Raw genomic sequence first — 16891 nt, 5'->3', positions numbered from 1 at the left:
GCCGTGTCCCGAGCATCTGCGGGCCGGTGGGGGCTGGTTGCGCAGTTCCCCGCGCCCCTTGGGGGCGGCGGGGCCGTGTCTGGAGCATCTGCGGGTTGGTGGGGGCTGGTCGCGCCGTTCCTCGCGCCCCTGAGGGGCGGGGTACGCAGCGGTGTTTGCAGGCCCCCGTGGCGCCGTCAGCTCACGTCTGGTACCGGGGCCTTCGTGGGTTCGTCCGGTGGGGGGTGGAGGGGTGTGAGCTGGTGGCGTTGGGTGGTGCGGCCCTCGTGTGTGGCGAGGCGGTCGACCAGGAGCAGTAGGGGCTGGGTGAGCAGGGTCGTGGTCAGGGCCATGAAGACCAGGACCGTGTAGAGGGGTTCGCTCAGCAGGCCCGCCTGGAGGCCCGCGTTGAGGGCGATCAGCTCGGTGAGGCCCCGGGCGCTCACCAGGACCCCCACGGTCCGCGCGTCGTCACGGTCCAGCCCGCTCAGGCGTGCCGCCGCCGTCCCGCTGCCGATCTTCGTGGTGACCGCCAGGACCGTCACCACGAGCAGGGTGACCCACCCCGTTGCGTTCATGCTGTTCAGCGCGACGGACTGTCCCGAGACGACGAAGAAGAACGGCAGCAACAGCGAACTGACGTCGTGCAGCGGCCGCAACAGGTCCGGGTCGAGCGTCCCGCCCTCCTCGCGCGGCACCACGACCCCGGCGAGCAGCGCGCCGAAGATGACGTGCAGTCCGAGGGAGTGGGTCACCCACGCCGACCCGAGGGCGAAGCCGATGAGCAGCGCCAGCCGCAGCGAGGGCTCCATCCGCGTCCGCGTCCCCCACAGCAGCCTGCGCAGCAGTGGGCGGGCCCCCACCAGCATCAGCGCGGTGAAGCCGGCCGCGAGCAGCGCCCGCCACGGCCAGCTCAGCGCGGGCCCGGAGTGATCGCCGTTCAGCATGGTCCCGGCCAGTACCGTCCACCCGATCACGTCGAGCAGACCGGCCGCGGACACCGCCACCACCCCGGGCACCGTCCGGGACAGACCGTTCTCCCGCACTATCGCCGTCAGCACGGGCACCGCCGTGATCGACAGGGCGATCCCCGCGAACACCACCATGCCGGGGGTCAGGTCCCGCGGCATTCCCAGGTCGGCCAGCTGGTCCCGGAACAGCAGAGCGCAGCCGCTGCCCACCGCCATCGGCACCACGAAGGCCGCCAGCGCCACGCTCACCGCCGTGCTCGCCCGGTCGCCCAGAAGCTTCAGATCGAGCTCGTACCCCACCGCGAACAGGAACAGCACGAGGGCGAACTGGGCGAACCCGGTCAGCGCGGGGGAGATACCCGCCGGGAACAACGTCTCGTACGCGCCCGGCGCGGCACTGCCGAGCAGAGACGGGCCGAGCGCTATGCCCGCCGTCAGCTGTCCGACGATGTACGGCTGCTTCAGGCGCCGGGCCAGCCATCCGGCCGCGTGCGCGGCCACCAGAATCAGCGCCGAGGCACCCACGAAGTGCATGACCATCGAGTCAGGGCTCACGGAGTCCCCCTGTGTCCAGATGTGAGGCCGGGGACCGGCCGAGGGAGGGTCTTCGCATGTTTGCTCGACCCCAACCTCCTTATGGTACTGGTAACTTGACGTCGTAACGGGAGTAGTACACAAGGCTGCACGGGTGTCACGGGGGGCACATGACGGCGCTCGTCTTCATTCATGGCACAGGGGTGCGCGAACCGGACTTCTCGAAGCTTGCGGGGCGCGTGGCGGCCGGTGTGACCGCACTGCGCGACGGACTTCGCATCGTGCCGTACTACTGGGCAGGGGCGCACGGCGCCACGCTCGCCGCGGGTGGGGTGAGCCTCCCGGCGCACCCCACAGGCACCGTCCGCGGCCTCGCCGAGACCCCGGCAGCGTCCGACGCCGACGACGACACCGCGGCCTGGGCCGCCCTCTACGCCGACCCGTACGCCGAACTCGCCCTGGCCGCCCTCGGCACGGCACCCGTCGTCGAGCGCCCGCCCGGCTCCGTACCGCCCCAGCAGCGGCTCCAGGCGCGGCTGGCCGCGCTCGCCGCCCAAGGGGACACGCCCGCCGCGGAGTTGGGCCCCGGCCTGGCCCGTGCCGCCACCGACCTGGCCGCCCATCCGCTGCTCGGGCCCGCGGCCGACGCGCTCGACCCCGAGGACCTCGCGGTGCTGGCCGCCCGCAGCCTGACCGCCCGGATCGTCGCGGACGTCCTCGACGGCGACGTGCCGCTCGTCCCGGTCGGCGACACCCGTGACGCCGTCGCCGACCGGCTCGCCGAAGCTCTCGGCGCACCGCCCCGGGGCACGGAACGCGGGCTGCGCTCCCTGCTGCTGCGGACGGCCGGATCCGCCGCCTCCCGTGCCGTCGTGCGCCGTCGGCGCGCCCTCACCGAGGCCGCCCACCCCGCCGCCGGGGACATCCTGCGCTACCTCAGCCGCGGCGAGGCGGCCCGCGCCGACCTGCGCACCCTCGTCGCGGGGCTCGCGCCGCCCGTCGTCCTCGTCGGCCACAGCCTCGGCGGCATCATCGCCCTGGACACGCTGATCGCCGCCCCGCTGCCCCAGGTCCGCCTCCTGGTGACGGCCGGCTCGCAGGGGCCCTTCCTGTACGAGTCCGGCTCCCTGCCCACGCTGGAACACCCCGCCCCGCTGCCGGCGCACGTCCCCGCCTGGCTCAACCTGTACGACCCACGCGACCTGCTCTCCTACGTCGGCGCGGGCCTGTTCCCGGGCCGGGTCACCGACATCGCCGTCGACAGCCGCCAGCCGTTCCCCGCCGCGCACAGCGCCTACTGGACCAACCCCGAGGTGTACCGCCACATCGTGGACCGACTGCCGTGACCGGGCCCGGCCCCATGGCGGGCGCCCTGCCGTCGAGGGTAGATCCCGCCCGGGTGCACGCGTTGATCGTCGGCGTCGAGAAGTACGACGCCGGTTCCGGCTGGGAGCTGCCCGGGCCCGCCCGGGACGCCGTCGCGTTCCACCGGCTGCTGCGGGCGGCCGGGGTGCCGGACGCCCACCTGCGGCTCCACCTCGCCCCGTTGCCGCCGTACGTCCCCGACATCCCGTACCTGCCCGCCGACCACGCCACCCTGCGCCGGGTCCTCGTCCGTGAACTGCCCGCCGCCCAGGGCGACATCCTCTGGGTCTGGTGGGGCGGGCACGGCGTCCTCGACCGGGCCGGCCGGCTGCGGCTGTTCTGCGCGGACGCCCATGCCGCCGACAAGCTGGGCATCGACCTGGACTCCGCGCTCACCCGGTACACCGGGGACGCCGTGCCCGGCTTCGCCGAGCAGCTGTGGATCGTGGACGCCTGCGAGACCTTCGAGGAGGACCTCGCCTTCCGGGAGCAGTTGCCGCCGGACGCGCTGCCCGTGGGACGGCCCGACCTCGTCCATCGCCAGACCGTGCTGAGGGCCGCCGGCCGGGGCCGGGCCGCCGCCAACGACCCGGTGCGCGCCACCGGGCTGTTCTCCGACGTCCTGCTCGCCCTGCTGGCCGACCGGGCGGCCCTCCTGCCCGCCCCGCCCGATCCGGAGGAACTGTTTCCGGCCGTACGGACACGCATCGCGGCCCTCAGGGAAGCGGGACGTACTCTGCAGCATCCCGAGATCCAGCTGCGCAGCCCCGGGCGCACGGAGTACCTGGCCCCGGTCGGTCCGGCCGCCGGGACGCGTCCCCTCTCGCCGTTGCAACGGGCCGTGGAGGCCCTGCTGGCCTACCCGTTGATGGGTGATCCCGTCGAACGCCAGACGGTGGTCGCCACGCTGGACCCGCATGTCACTGCGATGCTGCCCCGTCACACCAGGGCTCGCACGGATGCCACCGGCATGCTCAACTGGCTGGCCCGGCACCACCCTGACGCGTTGTGGGAGCTGTTCGACGCGGTGGTCGCCGTCGACGACGACCCCGGACGCAAGGACGAACTGGGCGTCGCGCTGCGTGAGTTCGCGGCCTCGGCGAGACGGCCGCGAGATCGGAAATGATCGAGTGGCGTGATCGTACGGTTTTCGACCCGGGCTGGAATGGCCATGATGGAAATGGGACACGGCCACGGGGCATCGCGTGCCACCGTGCGAGAAAGGGGAGCATCTTGTTGGACCAGCCGCCCGCTCTGCGTCACGCCGAGGCAGCGGTACGTCAGTCGGCCGCCATCGCCGGGACCGACGTATGGGAGTCGGACCTGGCGGACATCGCGGCACTGCCCTTGACCGCCGTGGACGGGCTCGCCCCGCTCGACCCCACCGCGCGCCTTCTCGAGCAGGTCCTGCGCCCCCGGAGCAGTACCAAGGGTGGAGGTGAGACCGGAGGCCGCGCCGAATAGCCGATCGCCCGCTTCGACGGCAGGGCCCGGCCGGGTCCCCGTATGCCCGCCCAGACACGGAGGTTCCCGGGAATGTCCAGCGAGCCGCGCCCTGCCCCGTTCCGGATACCCGAAGGGATCTTCGCGGAACTGGCCGCCGGCGGCGGCTCCGCGGCGGCCGTCGGGTTCCTTATACGGGCGGAGCGGGCGCGCCGACTGCTGCTCCTGCGCACGCTGCTGGACCGGCTCGGGCCGCTGCCCACGCCGCTGACCCCGGCCGCCGAGGCCTGGCACGCCCTGAAGGAGGCGGCCGCGCGGGCACCCGAGCCGGTCGACGGGCTGCTGCTCGCCCCCGCGACCGGCGCCTGGATCGCCCACCTGCTGCGCCGGATCCACGGCACGGCGACGGGCCCGCCGCTGTGGGCGGAGGCCGGCCACCTGGGCGCCCTGGCCACGGCGGCGTCCCTGCTCGCCGGCACCCGCACGGACCTCAGGGTCCCCCTGGCCGACGGCGGCCTGACCCTGCCCGGGCTGGGCCTGGCCCGGCTCCCCGACGCGGAACCCGGGTTGTCGGTGGGACAGGCCCGCACCGACGAGGGACGACTGACCCTCACGGGACCGGCGCGCGACGGCGGCACCAGGACGCTGACGGTGCGTCCGGCCACGGAGTCACTGGAGTCACTGGGGGGCGGGGGAGTTCAGCGCGGGGCGTGCGCGGCGCCGGTCGGGGCGGACCCCGCGGGCCACGGGCAGCCGTACGCCTCCTGGTTGCCCCTGCGCACGCTGACCCACTCCGCACCCACCGGATCCGTCGCCATCCCCCTCGATGACCTCGACCCCTACCGCGACCTCGACGACCCGCTGCCGCCGGCCCGGCTCGACCAGGCCGAGGCCGAGGCGTGGCAGCGGCTGTTCGAGGAGGCCGTCGCGTTGCTCGCCGAGCCGGGCGGTACCGGGCCCGGACGGTTCGACCCGGCCGCGATCCGCGCCGTGGTGCCCTGGGGGCGCACCAGCACCGTGCCGCCCGCCCCGCCGACCGTGCGGGTCTCCGCGTCCAGCGGTGACTCCTTCGGCGCCATGGTGATCTCCCGGCCCTCCTCGGCGCTCGCCCTCGCCGAGACGCTCGTCCACGAGTTCCAGCACAGCAAGCTGGCCGCGCTGCTGCACCTCTTCCCGTTGCTCGACGACGACCGGCGGGAGCGCTACTACGCCCCGTGGCGTGCCGACCCGCGCCACCTCACCGGCCTGCTGCACGGCGCCTACGCCTTCACCGGCGTCGCGGGCTTCTGGCGGGACCGTCTGGCGGCCGCGCGGGACGATCGGACGGGGACCCGGGACGAAGGCGCGGCCGAGCTGGCCGGCTACCACTTCGCCCTGCGTCGCCTGCAGAGCCGTCTCGTGGTCCGCACCCTGCTGGCCGAGGGCCGTCTCACCCCGCAGGGCCGGGCCCTGGTGTCCGGCCTCGCCCGCACCCTGGACGGCTGGCTGCGCGAGCGGGTCCCGGCGCCCGCCCTCGCCCGGGCCCGTACGGCCGCCGCGCTGCACCGCACCGAGTGGCGGCTGCGCAACGTGGTCCCGGTGACCGACCCCGGGTACCGGCCGGACAGTCCCCGCTTCCGCCCCGACCGCACCTCCTGGCCGGACGTCCGCACCCACGCCTTCGCCATCCGCCCCACCGCCCCGCGCACCGGCGACGAGTACCTCGCCGCCGGGAACCCGGCCGCCGCCCTCGTCCGATACGACGACGAGCTGACCGCCGACCCGGCCGAACCGCACACCCTGGCGGGCTGGATCGTCGCCCGAGCCGCCCTGGACCCGGGCCGCACCGCCCGCCGCATACTGGCCCGCCCGGAACTGCTCGCCCCCCTGCCGAGCGGCTGACCGGGCCTGACCAGGGCCTGCTTGTCGTCACGCCGACGAAAAGAAGACAGCCGCGAAACGTCCGACGAACGGGTGAACGCGACCGCTGTTGGTCAGGATGGAGACATGGGATTCCATGTCGACTCCGAGGCCGGGCGGCTGCGCCGCGTCATCCTGCACCGGCCGGATCTGGAGCTCAAGAGGCTCACCCCCAGCAACAAGGACGCCCTGCTCTTCGACGACGTGCTGTGGGTGCGCCGGGCGCGCGCGGAGCACGACGGGTTCGCCGATGTGCTGCGCGACCGCGGGGTCGCCGTGCACCTCTTCGGCGACCTGCTCACCGAGGCCCTGGAGATCCCGGCGGCCCGAGCGCTCGTCCTGGACCGGGTCTTCGACGAGAAGGAGTACGGAGTCCTCGCCACCGACCACCTCCGGGCGGCGTTCGAGACCCTGCCCGCGGTCGAACTGGCCGAGGCGCTCGTCGGCGGCATGACCAAGCGGGAGTTCCTGGACGCGCACGAGGAACCGACCTCCGTGCGCTTCCACGTCATGGAACTCGACGAGTTCCTGCTCGACCCGCTGCCCAACCACCTCTTCACCCGCGACACCTCCGCCTGGATCTACGACGGTGTCTCCATCAACGCCATGCGCTGGCCGGCCAGGCAACGGGAGACCGTGCACTTCGAGGCGATCTACCGGCACCACCCGCTGTTCCGGGAAGAGACGTTCCGTCTCTGGTCCGAGGGGCAGGCCGACTACCCGTCCACCATCGAGGGCGGGGACGTCCTGGTGATCGGCAACGGTGCCGTCCTCATCGGCATGAGCGAGCGCACGACCCCGCAGGCCGTCGAGATGCTCGCCCACAAGCTGTTCGACGCCGGGTCCGCGCGGTCGATCGTGGCGCTCGACATGCCCAAGCGCCGTGCCTTCATGCACCTGGACACCGTGATGACGATGGTCGACGGCGACACCTTCACCCAGTACGCGGGCCTCGGCATGCTCCGCTCGTACAGCATCGAACCGGGAGTCGGCGAGAAGGAACTCAAGGTCACCGACCACCCGCCGGAGCACATGCACCGGGCGATCGCCGCGGCACTCGGGCTGAACGAGATCCGGGTGCTGACCGCCACCCAGGACGTGCACGCCGCCGAGCGCGAGCAGTGGGACGACGGCTGCAACGTCCTCGCCGTCGAGCCGGGCGTCGTCGTCGCCTACGAACGCAACGCCACCACCAACACCCACCTGCGCAAGCAGGGCATCGAGGTGATCGAGATCCCGGGCAGCGAGCTGGGGCGCGGGAGAGGCGGCCCGCGCTGCATGAGCTGCCCGGTCGAACGGAGTGCCGTATAGACGTACGGGTGCCTGTATAAAAATGCTGAGCATCGTATAGACTTCCGAGGGTTCCTGTCACTGCACCTCTGGAGACGCCCCCATGGCGACAGTCCCGACCGCCCTCGCCGGCCGCCACTTCCTCAAGGAGCTGGACTTCACGGGGGAGGAGTTCCGCGGCCTGATCGAGCTGGCCGCCGAGCTGAAGGCCGCCAAGAAGGCCGGGACCGAGACGCGGTACCTGAGCGGCAGGAACATCGCGCTGATCTTCGAGAAGACCTCGACGCGCACCCGCTGCGCGTTCGAGGTCGCCGCCGCCGACCAGGGCGCGTCGACGACCTACCTCGACCCGTCCGGCTCGCAGATCGGGCACAAGGAGTCCGTCAAGGACACCGCGCGCGTACTGGGGCGGATGTACGACGGCATCGAGTACCGCGGTGACAGCCAGCAGAAGGTGGAGGAGCTGGCCGCCTACGCCGGTGTGCCCGTCTACAACGGTCTCACCGACGACTGGCACCCCACGCAGATGCTCGCCGACGTGCTCACCATGACCGAGCACACCGCAAAGCCGCTGACCCAGATCGCCTTCGCCTACCTCGGCGACGCCCGCTTCAACATGGGCAACTCCTACCTGATCACCGGTGCCCTCCTCGGCATGGATGTCCGGATCGTCGCCCCGCAGGCGTACTGGCCCGCCGAGGAGATCATCGGCCGCGCCCGCACGCTCGCCGAGACCAGCGGCGCCCGCATCACCCTCACCGAGAAGGTCGACGAAGGTGTCCACGGCGCCGACTTCGTCGCCACCGACGTCTGGGTCTCCATGGGGGAGCCCCCGGAGGTCTGGGACGAGCGGATCACCGCCCTCTCCCCGTACGCCGTGACCATGGACGTCCTGCGCGCCACCGGCAACCCGGACGTGAAGTTCCTGCACTGCCTGCCGGCCTTCCACGACCTCGGCACCAAGGTCGGACAGAAGATCTTCCAGAGCCATGGACTGGAGTCCCTGGAAGTGACCGACGAGGTCTTCGAGTCGGCCCACTCGGTCGTCTTCGACGAGGCGGAGAACCGGCTGCACACCATCAAGGCGGTCCTGGTCGCCACGCTGGCCTGAGCCGCACACGCGCCTGAGCGGTGCTGGAGCGGGGTCGGCTCCTACGCCGGACGCCGCTGGACCGGCACCGTCGGCAGCCTGAACCACACTGCCTTGCCGGAGCCGGTCGCGCGGTGGCCGCAGGACGAGCTGAGCGCGCGGATCAGCAGCAGACCCCGCCCGTGCTCCAGCCAGGGGTCGGGCTCGGTGTCCAACGGGCGGGTGAGATTGCCGGGCGGCGCCGGGTCCGGGTCGTGCACCTCGACCTGGCAGCCGGTCGGCAGCAGCTCCACCACGAGCTCTATCGGCGCGTCCCCGATGGTGTGCTCCACGGCGTTCGCCACCAGCTCCGCCGTCAGCAGCTCCGCGATGTCGCTGTCGGCCCCGTGGTCCAGCTCGGCCAGCGCGGTGCGCACCAGGGCGCGGGCCACCGGCACCGCCGCGGCGGAGTGCGGCAGTGCGATGCGCCAGGAGGCGTAGGCGGAGGGGCGTTCGTACAAGGTGGTTCCGTTCATGAGCAGGCTGTCCTGCTTTCAACCTTATGCATGGTACGGCGCGCCCCTCGGAGGCCTCCGAGGGGGACCGTGCGGGACCCTCGGCCCCTTGCCGGGCGGCTTACCCGGGTGAACGCCCCGCCTCGCACGGCTGCTCCCGCCGTTACCGGGATGTGGACGATCCGTGACGGCTGTGACGGGGCCGGGTCACAGCCCATGACTCGGACGGGGAGAAGTCCGCGTCGAAGTCATATCGCGCACTCGTGACGACAGTCACGGATGGGTGATAACTTCGAAGGGTAGAGCCCCGTGAGGCAGTGCCCGCCGCTCGAACGAGGAGGCCGCACCTCGTGAGTCCCTTCATCGGCTCCGCCGCCCGCACCCCGCGCTGGGAGCACCTCCGCGTCGACCTCGCCGACGGTGTCGCCACCGTCACGCTGGCCCGCCCCGACAGACTCAACGCGCTCACCTTCGGCGCCTACGCCGACCTGCGCGACCTGCTCGCCGAGCTGTCCCGGGAGCGGTCCGTGCGAGCCCTGGTGCTGGCGGGGGAGGGGCGGGGCTTCTGCTCCGGCGGCGACGTCGACGAGATCATCGGCGCCACCCTGGCCATGGACACCGCTCAGCTTCTCGACTTCAACCGGATGACGGGGCAGGTGGTACGGGCGGTACGGGAGTGCCCCTTCCCGGTGATCGCGGCAGTGCACGGGGTGGCGGCGGGCGCGGGCGCGGTGCTGGCCCTGGCGGCGGACTTCCGGGTCGCCGACCCCTCGGCGCGGTTCGCCTTCCTCTTCACCCGGGTCGGACTCTCGGGCGGCGACATGGGCGCGGCGTACCTGCTGCCGAGGGTCGTCGGCCTCGGCCACGCGACCCGCCTGCTGATGCTCGGCGAGCCGGTCCGGGCGCCGGAGGCCGAGCGCATCGGCCTGATCAGCGAGCTCACGCAGGACGGACAGGCGGACGAGGCCGCACAGACCCTGGCCCACCGCCTGGCCGAGGGCCCAGCCCTCGCATACGCCCAGACCAAGGCCCTGCTGACAGCCGAACTGGACATGCCCCTGGCCGCAGCAGTGGAACTGGACGCCTCCACCCAGGCGTTGCTCATGAACGGCGAGGACTACGCGGAGTTCCACGCGGCGTTCACGGAAAGGCGACCGCCGAAGTGGCGGGGCCGATGATGCCCACCCCAGGGGCACCCACCTCAGGGGCGCGGGGAACTGCGCGACAAGCCCCCACGAACCCGCACCCGCCGACGGCGATCAGCCACCCCCACCGCATAGCGATCATCGGCGGCGGCCCCGCCGGCCTCTACGCGGCGGCGTTGCTCAAACGCCTAGACCCCGCCCGCGAGATCACCGTCTGGGAACGCAACGCCCCCACCGACACCTTCGGCTTCGGAGTGGTCCTCTCCGACGAAACCCTCGGCGGCATAGAACACGCAGACCCGGTCGTCTACGAGGCCCTGCAACAGCACTTCGTCCGCTGGGACGACATAGACATCGTCCACCGAGGCACCCGCCACACCTCCGGAGGACACGGCTTCGCCGCCCTGGGCCGACGCCGGCTCCTGGAGGTCCTGCACGAGCGCTGCCGCTCGCTCGGCGTGGAGCTGCGGTTCCGTTCCGAGGCGCCGTACCCGGCCTGGCTCGCGGAGACCCACGACCTCGTCATCGCCGCCGACGGTGTGCACAGCACCACCCGCGAGGCCTACGCCCCTGTGTTCCAGCCCCATGTGGTCGCCCACCACTGTCGCTATGTCTGGCTGGCCGCGGACTTCGCCTTCGACGCCTTCCGCTTCGAGATCGCCGAGACCGAGCACGGCGTGATGCAGCTGCACGCCTATCCGTACGCGGCCGACTCCTCCACCGTGATCGTCGAGATGCGGGAGGAGGTGTGGCGGGCGGCCGGGTTCGCGGAACTCGACGAGCGGGAATCCGTCGAGCGATGCGCCAAGATCTTCGCGGACGCGCTGGGCGGCAGGCCGCTCAAGTCCAACAGCTCTGCCTGGACCAGGTTCCGTACGGTGGTCAACGAGCGCTGGTCGCACGGCAATGTGGTGCTCCTCGGCGACGCCGCCCACACCGCCCACTTCTCCATCGGCTCCGGCACCAAGCTCGCCGTCGAGGACGCGCTGGCCCTGGCCGCCTGTCTGGAGGAACAGCCGTCACTGGAGCGGGCGTTGGCGGCCTACGAAGCGGAACGGCGTCCCGTCGTCGCCTCCACCCAGCGCGCGGCCCGCGCCAGCCTGGAGTGGTTCGAGAACCTCGGCCTCCATCTCGACCAGCCACCCCGCCAGTTCGCCTTCAACCTGCTCACCCGCAGCCGCCGCGTCACCCACGACAACCTGCGCCTGCGTGACGCCCACTTCACCGAGGCCGTGGAGCGCGAGTTCGGCTGCCCGCCCGGAACGCCTCCGATGTTCACCCCGTTCCGGCTGCGCGGTCTGACCCTGCGCAACCGGGTCGTCGTCTCCCCCATGGACATGTACTCGGCCGCCGAAGGCCTCCCCGGCGACTTCCACCTCGTCCATCTGGGGGCCCGGGCACTGGGCGGGGCCGGCCTGGTGATGACCGAGATGGTGTGCGTGTCCCCCGAGGGCCGGATCACGCCCGGCTGCACCGGCCTCTACACCGGCAGGCAGACCGAGGCCTGGAAACGCATCACCGACTTCGTGCACACGCGGGCGCCCGGCACCGCGATCGGCGTGCAACTCGGTCACAGCGGGCGCAAGGGCTCGACCAGGCTGATGTGGGAGGGCATGGACGAGCCCCTGGAGGACGGCAACTGGCCGCTCGTGGCCGCGTCCCCGATCCCGTACAAGCCCTCCGGCCAGACCCCGCGTGGACTGACCCGCGCCCAACTCACCGATCTCCGTGAGCAGTTCACCGCGGCCGCCCGACGGGCCGCCCGCGCGGACTTCGACCTGCTCGAACTGCACTGCGCCCACGGCTATCTGCTCTCCGGTTTCCTCTCGCCGCTGACCAACCTCCGCACCGACGCCTACGGCGGCTCACTCGCGCGGCGGCTGCGTTTCCCGCTGGAGGTCTTCGATGCCGTACGGGGAGTGTGGCCGCAGGAGAAGCCCCTGACCGTCCGGATCTCCGCCACCGACTGGGCCGAGGGCGGCACCACGACCGAGGACGCCGTCGAGATGGCCCGGGCCTTCGCCGCGCACGGCGCCGACGCGATCGACGTCTCGACCGGTCAGGTCGTGGCCGACGAACGGCCGGAGTTCGGGCGGTCGTACCAGACGCCGTTCGCCGACCGGATCCGCCACGAGGTGGGCGTCCCGGTGATCGCGGTCGGCGCGATCTCCTCCTGGGACGACGTCAACTCGCTGATCCTGGCCGGGCGTACGGACCTGTGCGCACTGGCCCGCCCGCACCTCTACGACCCGCACTGGACGCTGCACGCGGCGGCCGAGCAGGGATACGACGGGCCGGGCGTCGGCTGGCCGGCGCCCTACCGGGCGGGCAGCCGACAGCCAAGGACAGGACGGACGGACGCTCCCAAGCCCCGGCTGAGGCTGGGTACTTGAGGCAAATGCCCTACGGCAGCGCGAGCAACTCGGAGACAGGAAGCGGCGGATCTCGTCCGGTGACTCACGCACCCTCGGCGCGCACGCCGACGAACTCGGCTCCCGCGTCCCGCAGCCGCTCGTGCAGCCCCCGGAACACCGCCGCCGACCTGGCACCCGGCCAGCCCTCGGGCAGCAACGGGGCCGGCAGGCCGGGGTCGGCGTAGGGGAGGTGGCGCCAGGAGTCCAGGGCGAGGAGGTAGTCGCGGTACGCCTCCTGAGGCGGGGTGTCCGTGCACCGCTCCCAGTCGCGCAGCACACGCGCGTGGTCGTCGAGGAACGCCTCGTGCTCCTTGGCGATCGCGGCCAGGTCCCACCAGCGGCCGACCGCCTCCAGCGTCGGCGCGAAGCCGAGGTGCTCGCCACGGAAGAAGTCGACGTACGGGGCGAGCCGCAGCCGCTCCAGGGTGTGCCGGGCCTCCTCGTACAGCCGCGCGGGGGCGAGCCACACCCCGGGTGCCGCCGTGCCGAAGCCGAGACCGGCCAGGCGCGAACGCAGCACATGCCGTTTCTGCCGCTCCGACTCCGGCACGGAGAACACCGCGAGCACCCAGCCCTCGTCCTCCTCGGACGGTGTGCCGTAGATACGCCGGTCACCGTCGTCGAGCAGCTGGCGGGCATCCGGAGACAGTTCGTAACCGGCCGCGCCCTGCGCCGTACGCGCGGGCAGGAGCAGCCCGCGCCGTTTGAGCCGGGACACCGACGAACGTACGGAGGGGGCGTCCACCCCGACCGCGGCGAGCAGCCGGATCAGCTCGGCGACGGGTACCGGGCCGGGCACGAAGCGGCCGTACGCGCCGTAGAGCGTGACGATGAGAGACCGGGGTGCATGCTGGTCGGACACGTTGATCATCTTAGGTCGTCGGTATCACTGCTGGTCACCAAGGGTGTCACCTTCGTCGCCGGATGCGGCGGTGCGCAGCCTGAACCGCTGGAGCTTGCCGGTCGCCGTGCGCGGCAGCGCGTCCAGCAGGACGATCTCACGAGGGCATTTGAAGGGCGCCAGTTCGGATCTGACGAAGGCGCGCAGAGCCTCGGTGTCCCGTGCGGCGCCCTCCTCGAGGACGGCGTAGGCCACCACGATCTGCCCGCGTGCCTCGTCGGGCCGGCCCACGACGGCTGCCTCCACCACGTCCGGGTGTCGCAGCAGGGCGTCCTCGACCTCCGGTCCGGCGATGTTGTACCCGGCCGAGATGATCATGTCGTCGGCGCGGGCGACGTACCGGAGGTAGCCGTCGGGTTCGCGGACGTAGGTGTCGCCGGTGAGGTTCCAGCCGCCGCGCACGTACTCCCGCTGCCGCGGGTCGGCGAGATACCGGCAGCCGACCGGCCCGCGCACGGCCAGCAGTCCGGGTTCGCCGTCGGGCACCGGTTCACCGTTCTCGTCCTGCACGCGCGCGTGCCACCCCGGTACCGGAACTCCGGTCGTCCCGGGCCTGATTAGTTCGTCGGCGGCGGAGACGAAGATGTGCAGCAGTTCGGTGGCGCCGATGCCGTTGATGATGCCGAGGCCGGTCCGTTCGTGCCAGGCCCGCCAGGTGGCGGCGGGCAGGTTCTCGCCGGCGGAGACGCAACGGCGCAGGGACGAGGTGTCGTACGCGTCGAGTTCGCCGAGCATCGCGCGGTAGGCGGTGGGCGCGGTGAACAGGACCGAGACCCGGTGTTCGGCGATCGCGGGCAACAGCTGCCTGGGGCCCGCCTGTTCGAGGAGAAGGGCGCTCGCGCCGGCCCGCAGGGGGAAGACCACCAGGCCGCCAAGACCGAAGGTGAAACCGAGCGGGGGACTACCCGTGAAGACATCGTCGGAGTGTGGCCGCAGCACATGGTGCGAGAAGGTGTCCGCGATCGCCAGCACATCCCGGTGGAAGTGCATACAGCCTTTCGGGCGGCCCGTGGTGCCCGAGGTGAACGCGATCAGCGCGACGTCGTCGGCCGCGGTCCGCACGGTGGGGTACGGCTGTTCGGGCGTCCTGCGGCGCAGCAGGTCGTCGGGGGCGTCACCGCCGTACGCCGTGATCCTGAGCCCCGGTATCTCGGCCTTGGTGAGGTCGTCGAGGGCTCGGATGTCGCACAGGGCGTGCCGCACCCGGGCGATCTCGCACATCGTGCTCAGTTCGTGCGGGCGCTGCTGGGCCAGCACGGTGACGGCGACCCCGCCGGCCTTCAGTACGGCCAGCCAGCAGGCGGCCAGCCAGGGGGTGGTGGGGCCGCGCAGCAGGACACGGTTGCCGGGGACGATCCCGAGGTCGCGGGTGAGGGTGTGCGCGATGCGGTCGACACGGGCGCGGAGGTCGCCGTACGTCCAGGTCCCCCCGGCGGGCGTGTGGAACACCGGTCGGTCCGCGGCCGGCCCGGCGAGAAGCGCGTCGGCACAGTTCAGCCGATCAGGGTAGTCCAGCTCCGGCAGGTCGAAGCGGAGCTCCGGCCACTGGTCGGGGGGCGGGAGGTGGTCGCGCGCGAAGGTGTCGACGTGGGCCGAGGGGTTCATGACGGTTCGCCCCCTTGCCTTGTGGGCATCGGTGGTGGGCATCCCGGGCGGGCTCGCGCAACGAGCGTATCGTGTTGGTGACGGCAGTCAACGGTACGCGATACCGTCGGGGGAGTGGCCGCGATGCCGCGGGGAGAGAGGACCGGCAATGCCCGCATTCTCGCTCGAACCAGCACAGACCGCCTGGGGCGCGGAGCTGCGTGCCCTGGCCGCGGACCGGCTGCGCCCCCTCGCGGAGAAGGGCGAACCGGGTCACGTCAACCGTCCGCTCGTCGCCGAACTCGGCCGACTCGGCCTGCCGGCCCGCCTGTTCACCTCCGGCGCCCTCGACCTCTGTCTGATGCGGGAGTCCCTCGCGTACGCCTGCACGGAGGCCGAGACCGCCCTCGCCCTCCAGGGCCTGGGCGCCCATCCCGTCCACGCCCACGGCACCCCGGCCCAGCGCGAACGCTGGCTGCCCGAGGTGGCCGACGGCACCGCGGTGGCGGCGTTCGCCCTGAGCGAGCCCGGCGCCGGGTCGGACGCGGCGGCGCTGTCGCTGCGGGCGGAAGCGGGGCCCGCCGACAGCGCGAGGTCCGCCACCGTCGCGCCCGCCGCCTCCCTCGGCGCCTCCCTCGGCGCCGAGTCCGACGGCCCCGCCCGCTGGCGGCTCACCGGTGAGAAGTGCTGGATCTCCAACGCCCCCGAGGCCGACTTCTACACCGTCTTCGCCCGCACCACCCCGGGTGCCGGCGCGCGAGGTGTCACCGCCTTCCTGGTCCCCGCCGACCGACCGGGACTGACCGGCACCGCCCTCGACATGCTCTCGCCGCACCCCATCGGCAGCCTCGACTTCGACGCGGTGCCGGTGACGGCGGACGACGTCCTCGGCGAGGTCGACCGCGGCTTCAGGGTCGCGATGAGCACCCTCAACCTCTTCCGCCCCAGCGTCGGCGCCTTCGCGGTCGGCATGGCCCAGGCCGCCCTGGACGCCACGCTCGACCACACGGCCCGACGGGACGCGTTCGGCGGCACGTTGAGGGACCTTCAGACGGTCGCCCACCAGGTCGCCGAGATGGCTCTGCGCACCGAGGCGGCCCGCCTGATGGTGTACGCGGCGGCGACGGCGTACGACGAGGGCGCGCCGGACGTCCCCCGGCGCGCGGCGATGGCGAAGCTGCTCGCCACCGAGACCGCGCAGTACGTCGTCGACGCGGCCGTCCAACTGCACGGCGCCCGCGCCCTGCGCCGCGGCCACCTCCTCGAACACCTCTACCGCGAGGTGCGCGCCCCGCGCATCTACGAGGGTGCCAGCGAAATCCAACGCGGCATCATCGCCAAGGAGTTGTACTCCAGGCTGGAGGACCGGTGACCGCCGAGCGCATCAACCCTCCCGGCCTCTCCCCGCCCACCGGCTTCTCCCACGCGGTCGTCGCCACCGGGTCCCGGACGGTGTTCCTTGCGGGCCAGACCGCTCTCGACGCCAGCGGCAAAGTCGTCGGCGACACCCTGCCCGAGCAGTTCGAGCGGGCGCTCACGAATCTGTTGACCGCGCTGAGGGCGGCGGGTGGCACGCCCTGTGACCTCGCACGCGTCACCGTCTACGCCACGGACATCGCCGCGTACCGCATCCACGCACCCGAACTGGGCCGCATCTGGCGTGAGTTGGCGGGCCGCGACTATCCGGCCATGGCGGTCGTGGAGGTCGTACGCCTGTGGGACGAGCAGGCGACGGTGGAGCTCGACGGCTTCGCCGTGCTGCCGTAGCCGGGCCGGGGGCTC

Annotated in this window: 14 protein-coding genes; 10 read left to right on the top strand and 4 right to left on the bottom strand. The window is 72.5% G+C overall.

Annotated features, from left to right (window positions below; translation table 11 throughout):
* Positions 1–176: 176 nt before the first annotated feature.
* On the bottom strand, positions 177–1505 hold the full coding sequence (locus AB0H86_RS02795; RefSeq protein WP_362432110.1) for a cation:proton antiporter: 1329 nt from the start codon (positions 1503–1505) through the stop codon (positions 177–179).
* A gap of 149 nt (positions 1506–1654) precedes the next feature.
* Between AB0H86_RS02795 and AB0H86_RS02790 the strand changes: the two genes are divergently transcribed.
* The 6 genes from AB0H86_RS02790 to argF all read left to right on the top strand — a co-directional run bounded on the left by AB0H86_RS02790 (position 1655) and on the right by argF (position 8592).
* A complete protein-coding gene (locus AB0H86_RS02790; RefSeq protein WP_362432108.1) occupies positions 1655–2830 on the top strand; it encodes an alpha/beta fold hydrolase in 1176 nt (391 codons plus the stop codon).
* Positions 2831–2844: 14 nt separating this feature from the next.
* Complete coding sequence (locus tag AB0H86_RS02785; protein WP_362432266.1) at positions 2845–3975, top strand: caspase family protein; 1131 nt, start codon at positions 2845–2847, stop codon at positions 3973–3975.
* 107 nt (positions 3976–4082) lie between these two features.
* Positions 4083–4313 (top strand): hypothetical protein, encoded by a 231-nt coding sequence (locus AB0H86_RS02780; protein ID WP_362432106.1) that lies wholly within the window; start codon positions 4083–4085, stop codon positions 4311–4313.
* Positions 4314–4385: 72 nt separating this feature from the next.
* A complete protein-coding gene (locus AB0H86_RS02775; protein WP_362432103.1) occupies positions 4386–6173 on the top strand; it encodes an HEXXH motif-containing putative peptide modification protein in 1788 nt (595 codons plus the stop codon).
* A 105-nt stretch (positions 6174–6278) separates the two neighbouring features.
* Positions 6279–7502 carry an arginine deiminase gene (locus tag AB0H86_RS02770; RefSeq protein ID WP_362432101.1) on the top strand — a complete coding sequence of 408 codons (1224 nt, stop codon included), beginning with the start codon at positions 6279–6281 and terminating at the stop codon, positions 7500–7502.
* A gap of 82 nt (positions 7503–7584) precedes the next feature.
* Positions 7585–8592 (top strand): ornithine carbamoyltransferase, encoded by a 1008-nt coding sequence (gene argF / locus AB0H86_RS02765; RefSeq protein ID WP_362432099.1) that lies wholly within the window; start codon positions 7585–7587, stop codon positions 8590–8592.
* Between the two features lie 41 nt (positions 8593–8633).
* Here the strand turns inward: argF and AB0H86_RS02760 are convergent, their stop codons facing one another.
* On the bottom strand, positions 8634–9086 hold the full coding sequence (locus AB0H86_RS02760; protein ID WP_362432097.1) for an ATP-binding protein: 453 nt from the start codon (positions 9084–9086) through the stop codon (positions 8634–8636).
* Between the two features lie 329 nt (positions 9087–9415).
* On the opposite strand from AB0H86_RS02760, the gene AB0H86_RS02755 reads away from it, so the two are divergent.
* Both AB0H86_RS02755 and AB0H86_RS02750 read left to right on the top strand, forming a co-directional pair.
* The gene (locus AB0H86_RS02755) at positions 9416–10243 is read left to right on the top strand and encodes an enoyl-CoA hydratase family protein (protein WP_362432095.1); all 828 of its coding nucleotides are present in this window, start codon (positions 9416–9418) and stop codon (positions 10241–10243) included.
* Positions 10240–12603, top strand: a complete 2364-nt coding sequence (locus AB0H86_RS02750; protein WP_362432093.1) for a bifunctional salicylyl-CoA 5-hydroxylase/oxidoreductase — start codon at positions 10240–10242, stop codon at positions 12601–12603. Before AB0H86_RS02755 ends, AB0H86_RS02750 begins: the two co-directional genes overlap by 4 nt.
* A 64-nt stretch (positions 12604–12667) precedes the next feature.
* On the opposite strand, the gene AB0H86_RS02745 is transcribed toward AB0H86_RS02750, so the two are convergent.
* Complete coding sequence (locus AB0H86_RS02745) at positions 12668–13495, bottom strand: PaaX family transcriptional regulator C-terminal domain-containing protein (protein WP_362432089.1); 828 nt, start codon at positions 13493–13495, stop codon at positions 12668–12670.
* 15 nt (positions 13496–13510) lie between these two features.
* A complete protein-coding gene (locus AB0H86_RS02740) occupies positions 13511–15217 on the bottom strand; it encodes an AMP-binding protein (protein ID WP_362432264.1) in 1707 nt (568 codons plus the stop codon).
* A gap of 61 nt (positions 15218–15278) precedes the next feature.
* Here AB0H86_RS02740 and AB0H86_RS02735 point away from each other — a divergent pair, with 61 nt between their 5' ends.
* Positions 15279–16481: an acyl-CoA dehydrogenase family protein gene (locus AB0H86_RS02735; RefSeq protein WP_362432087.1), complete on the top strand. Its 1203-nt coding sequence runs from the start codon at positions 15279–15281 to the stop codon at positions 16479–16481.
* Positions 16478–16876: a RidA family protein gene (locus tag AB0H86_RS02730; protein ID WP_362432084.1), complete on the top strand. Its 399-nt coding sequence runs from the start codon at positions 16478–16480 to the stop codon at positions 16874–16876. The genes AB0H86_RS02735 and AB0H86_RS02730 overlap by 4 nt, the downstream gene beginning before the upstream one ends.
* The last annotated feature ends 15 nt before the right edge of the window (positions 16877–16891 follow it).

This window comes from Streptomyces sp. NPDC050997, from assembly GCF_040660135.1.
Taxonomy (GTDB): domain Bacteria; phylum Actinomycetota; class Actinomycetes; order Streptomycetales; family Streptomycetaceae; genus Streptomyces.
This window is presented reverse-complemented; position numbering and strand designations above follow the sequence as displayed.

Bases quoted from the DNA above. Each gene is read 5' to 3' on its own strand.
- AB0H86_RS02790 (WP_362432108.1), top strand. From the start codon at position 1,655: ATGACGGCGCTCGTCTTCATTCATGGCACAGGGGTGCGCGAACCGGAC.
- AB0H86_RS02785 (WP_362432266.1), top strand. From the start codon at position 2,845: ATGGCGGGCGCCCTGCCGTCGAGGGTAGATCCCGCCCGGGTGCACGCG.
- AB0H86_RS02775 (WP_362432103.1), top strand. From the start codon at position 4,386: ATGTCCAGCGAGCCGCGCCCTGCCCCGTTCCGGATACCCGAAGGGATC.
- AB0H86_RS02770 (WP_362432101.1), top strand. From the start codon at position 6,279: ATGGGATTCCATGTCGACTCCGAGGCCGGGCGGCTGCGCCGCGTCATC.
- argF (WP_362432099.1), top strand. From the start codon at position 7,585: ATGGCGACAGTCCCGACCGCCCTCGCCGGCCGCCACTTCCTCAAGGAG.
- AB0H86_RS02760 (WP_362432097.1), bottom strand. From the start codon at position 9,086: ATGAACGGAACCACCTTGTACGAACGCCCCTCCGCCTACGCCTCCTGG.
- AB0H86_RS02750 (WP_362432093.1), top strand. From the start codon at position 10,240: ATGATGCCCACCCCAGGGGCACCCACCTCAGGGGCGCGGGGAACTGCG.
- AB0H86_RS02745 (WP_362432089.1), bottom strand. From the start codon at position 13,495: ATGATCAACGTGTCCGACCAGCATGCACCCCGGTCTCTCATCGTCACG.
- AB0H86_RS02735 (WP_362432087.1), top strand. From the start codon at position 15,279: ATGCCCGCATTCTCGCTCGAACCAGCACAGACCGCCTGGGGCGCGGAG.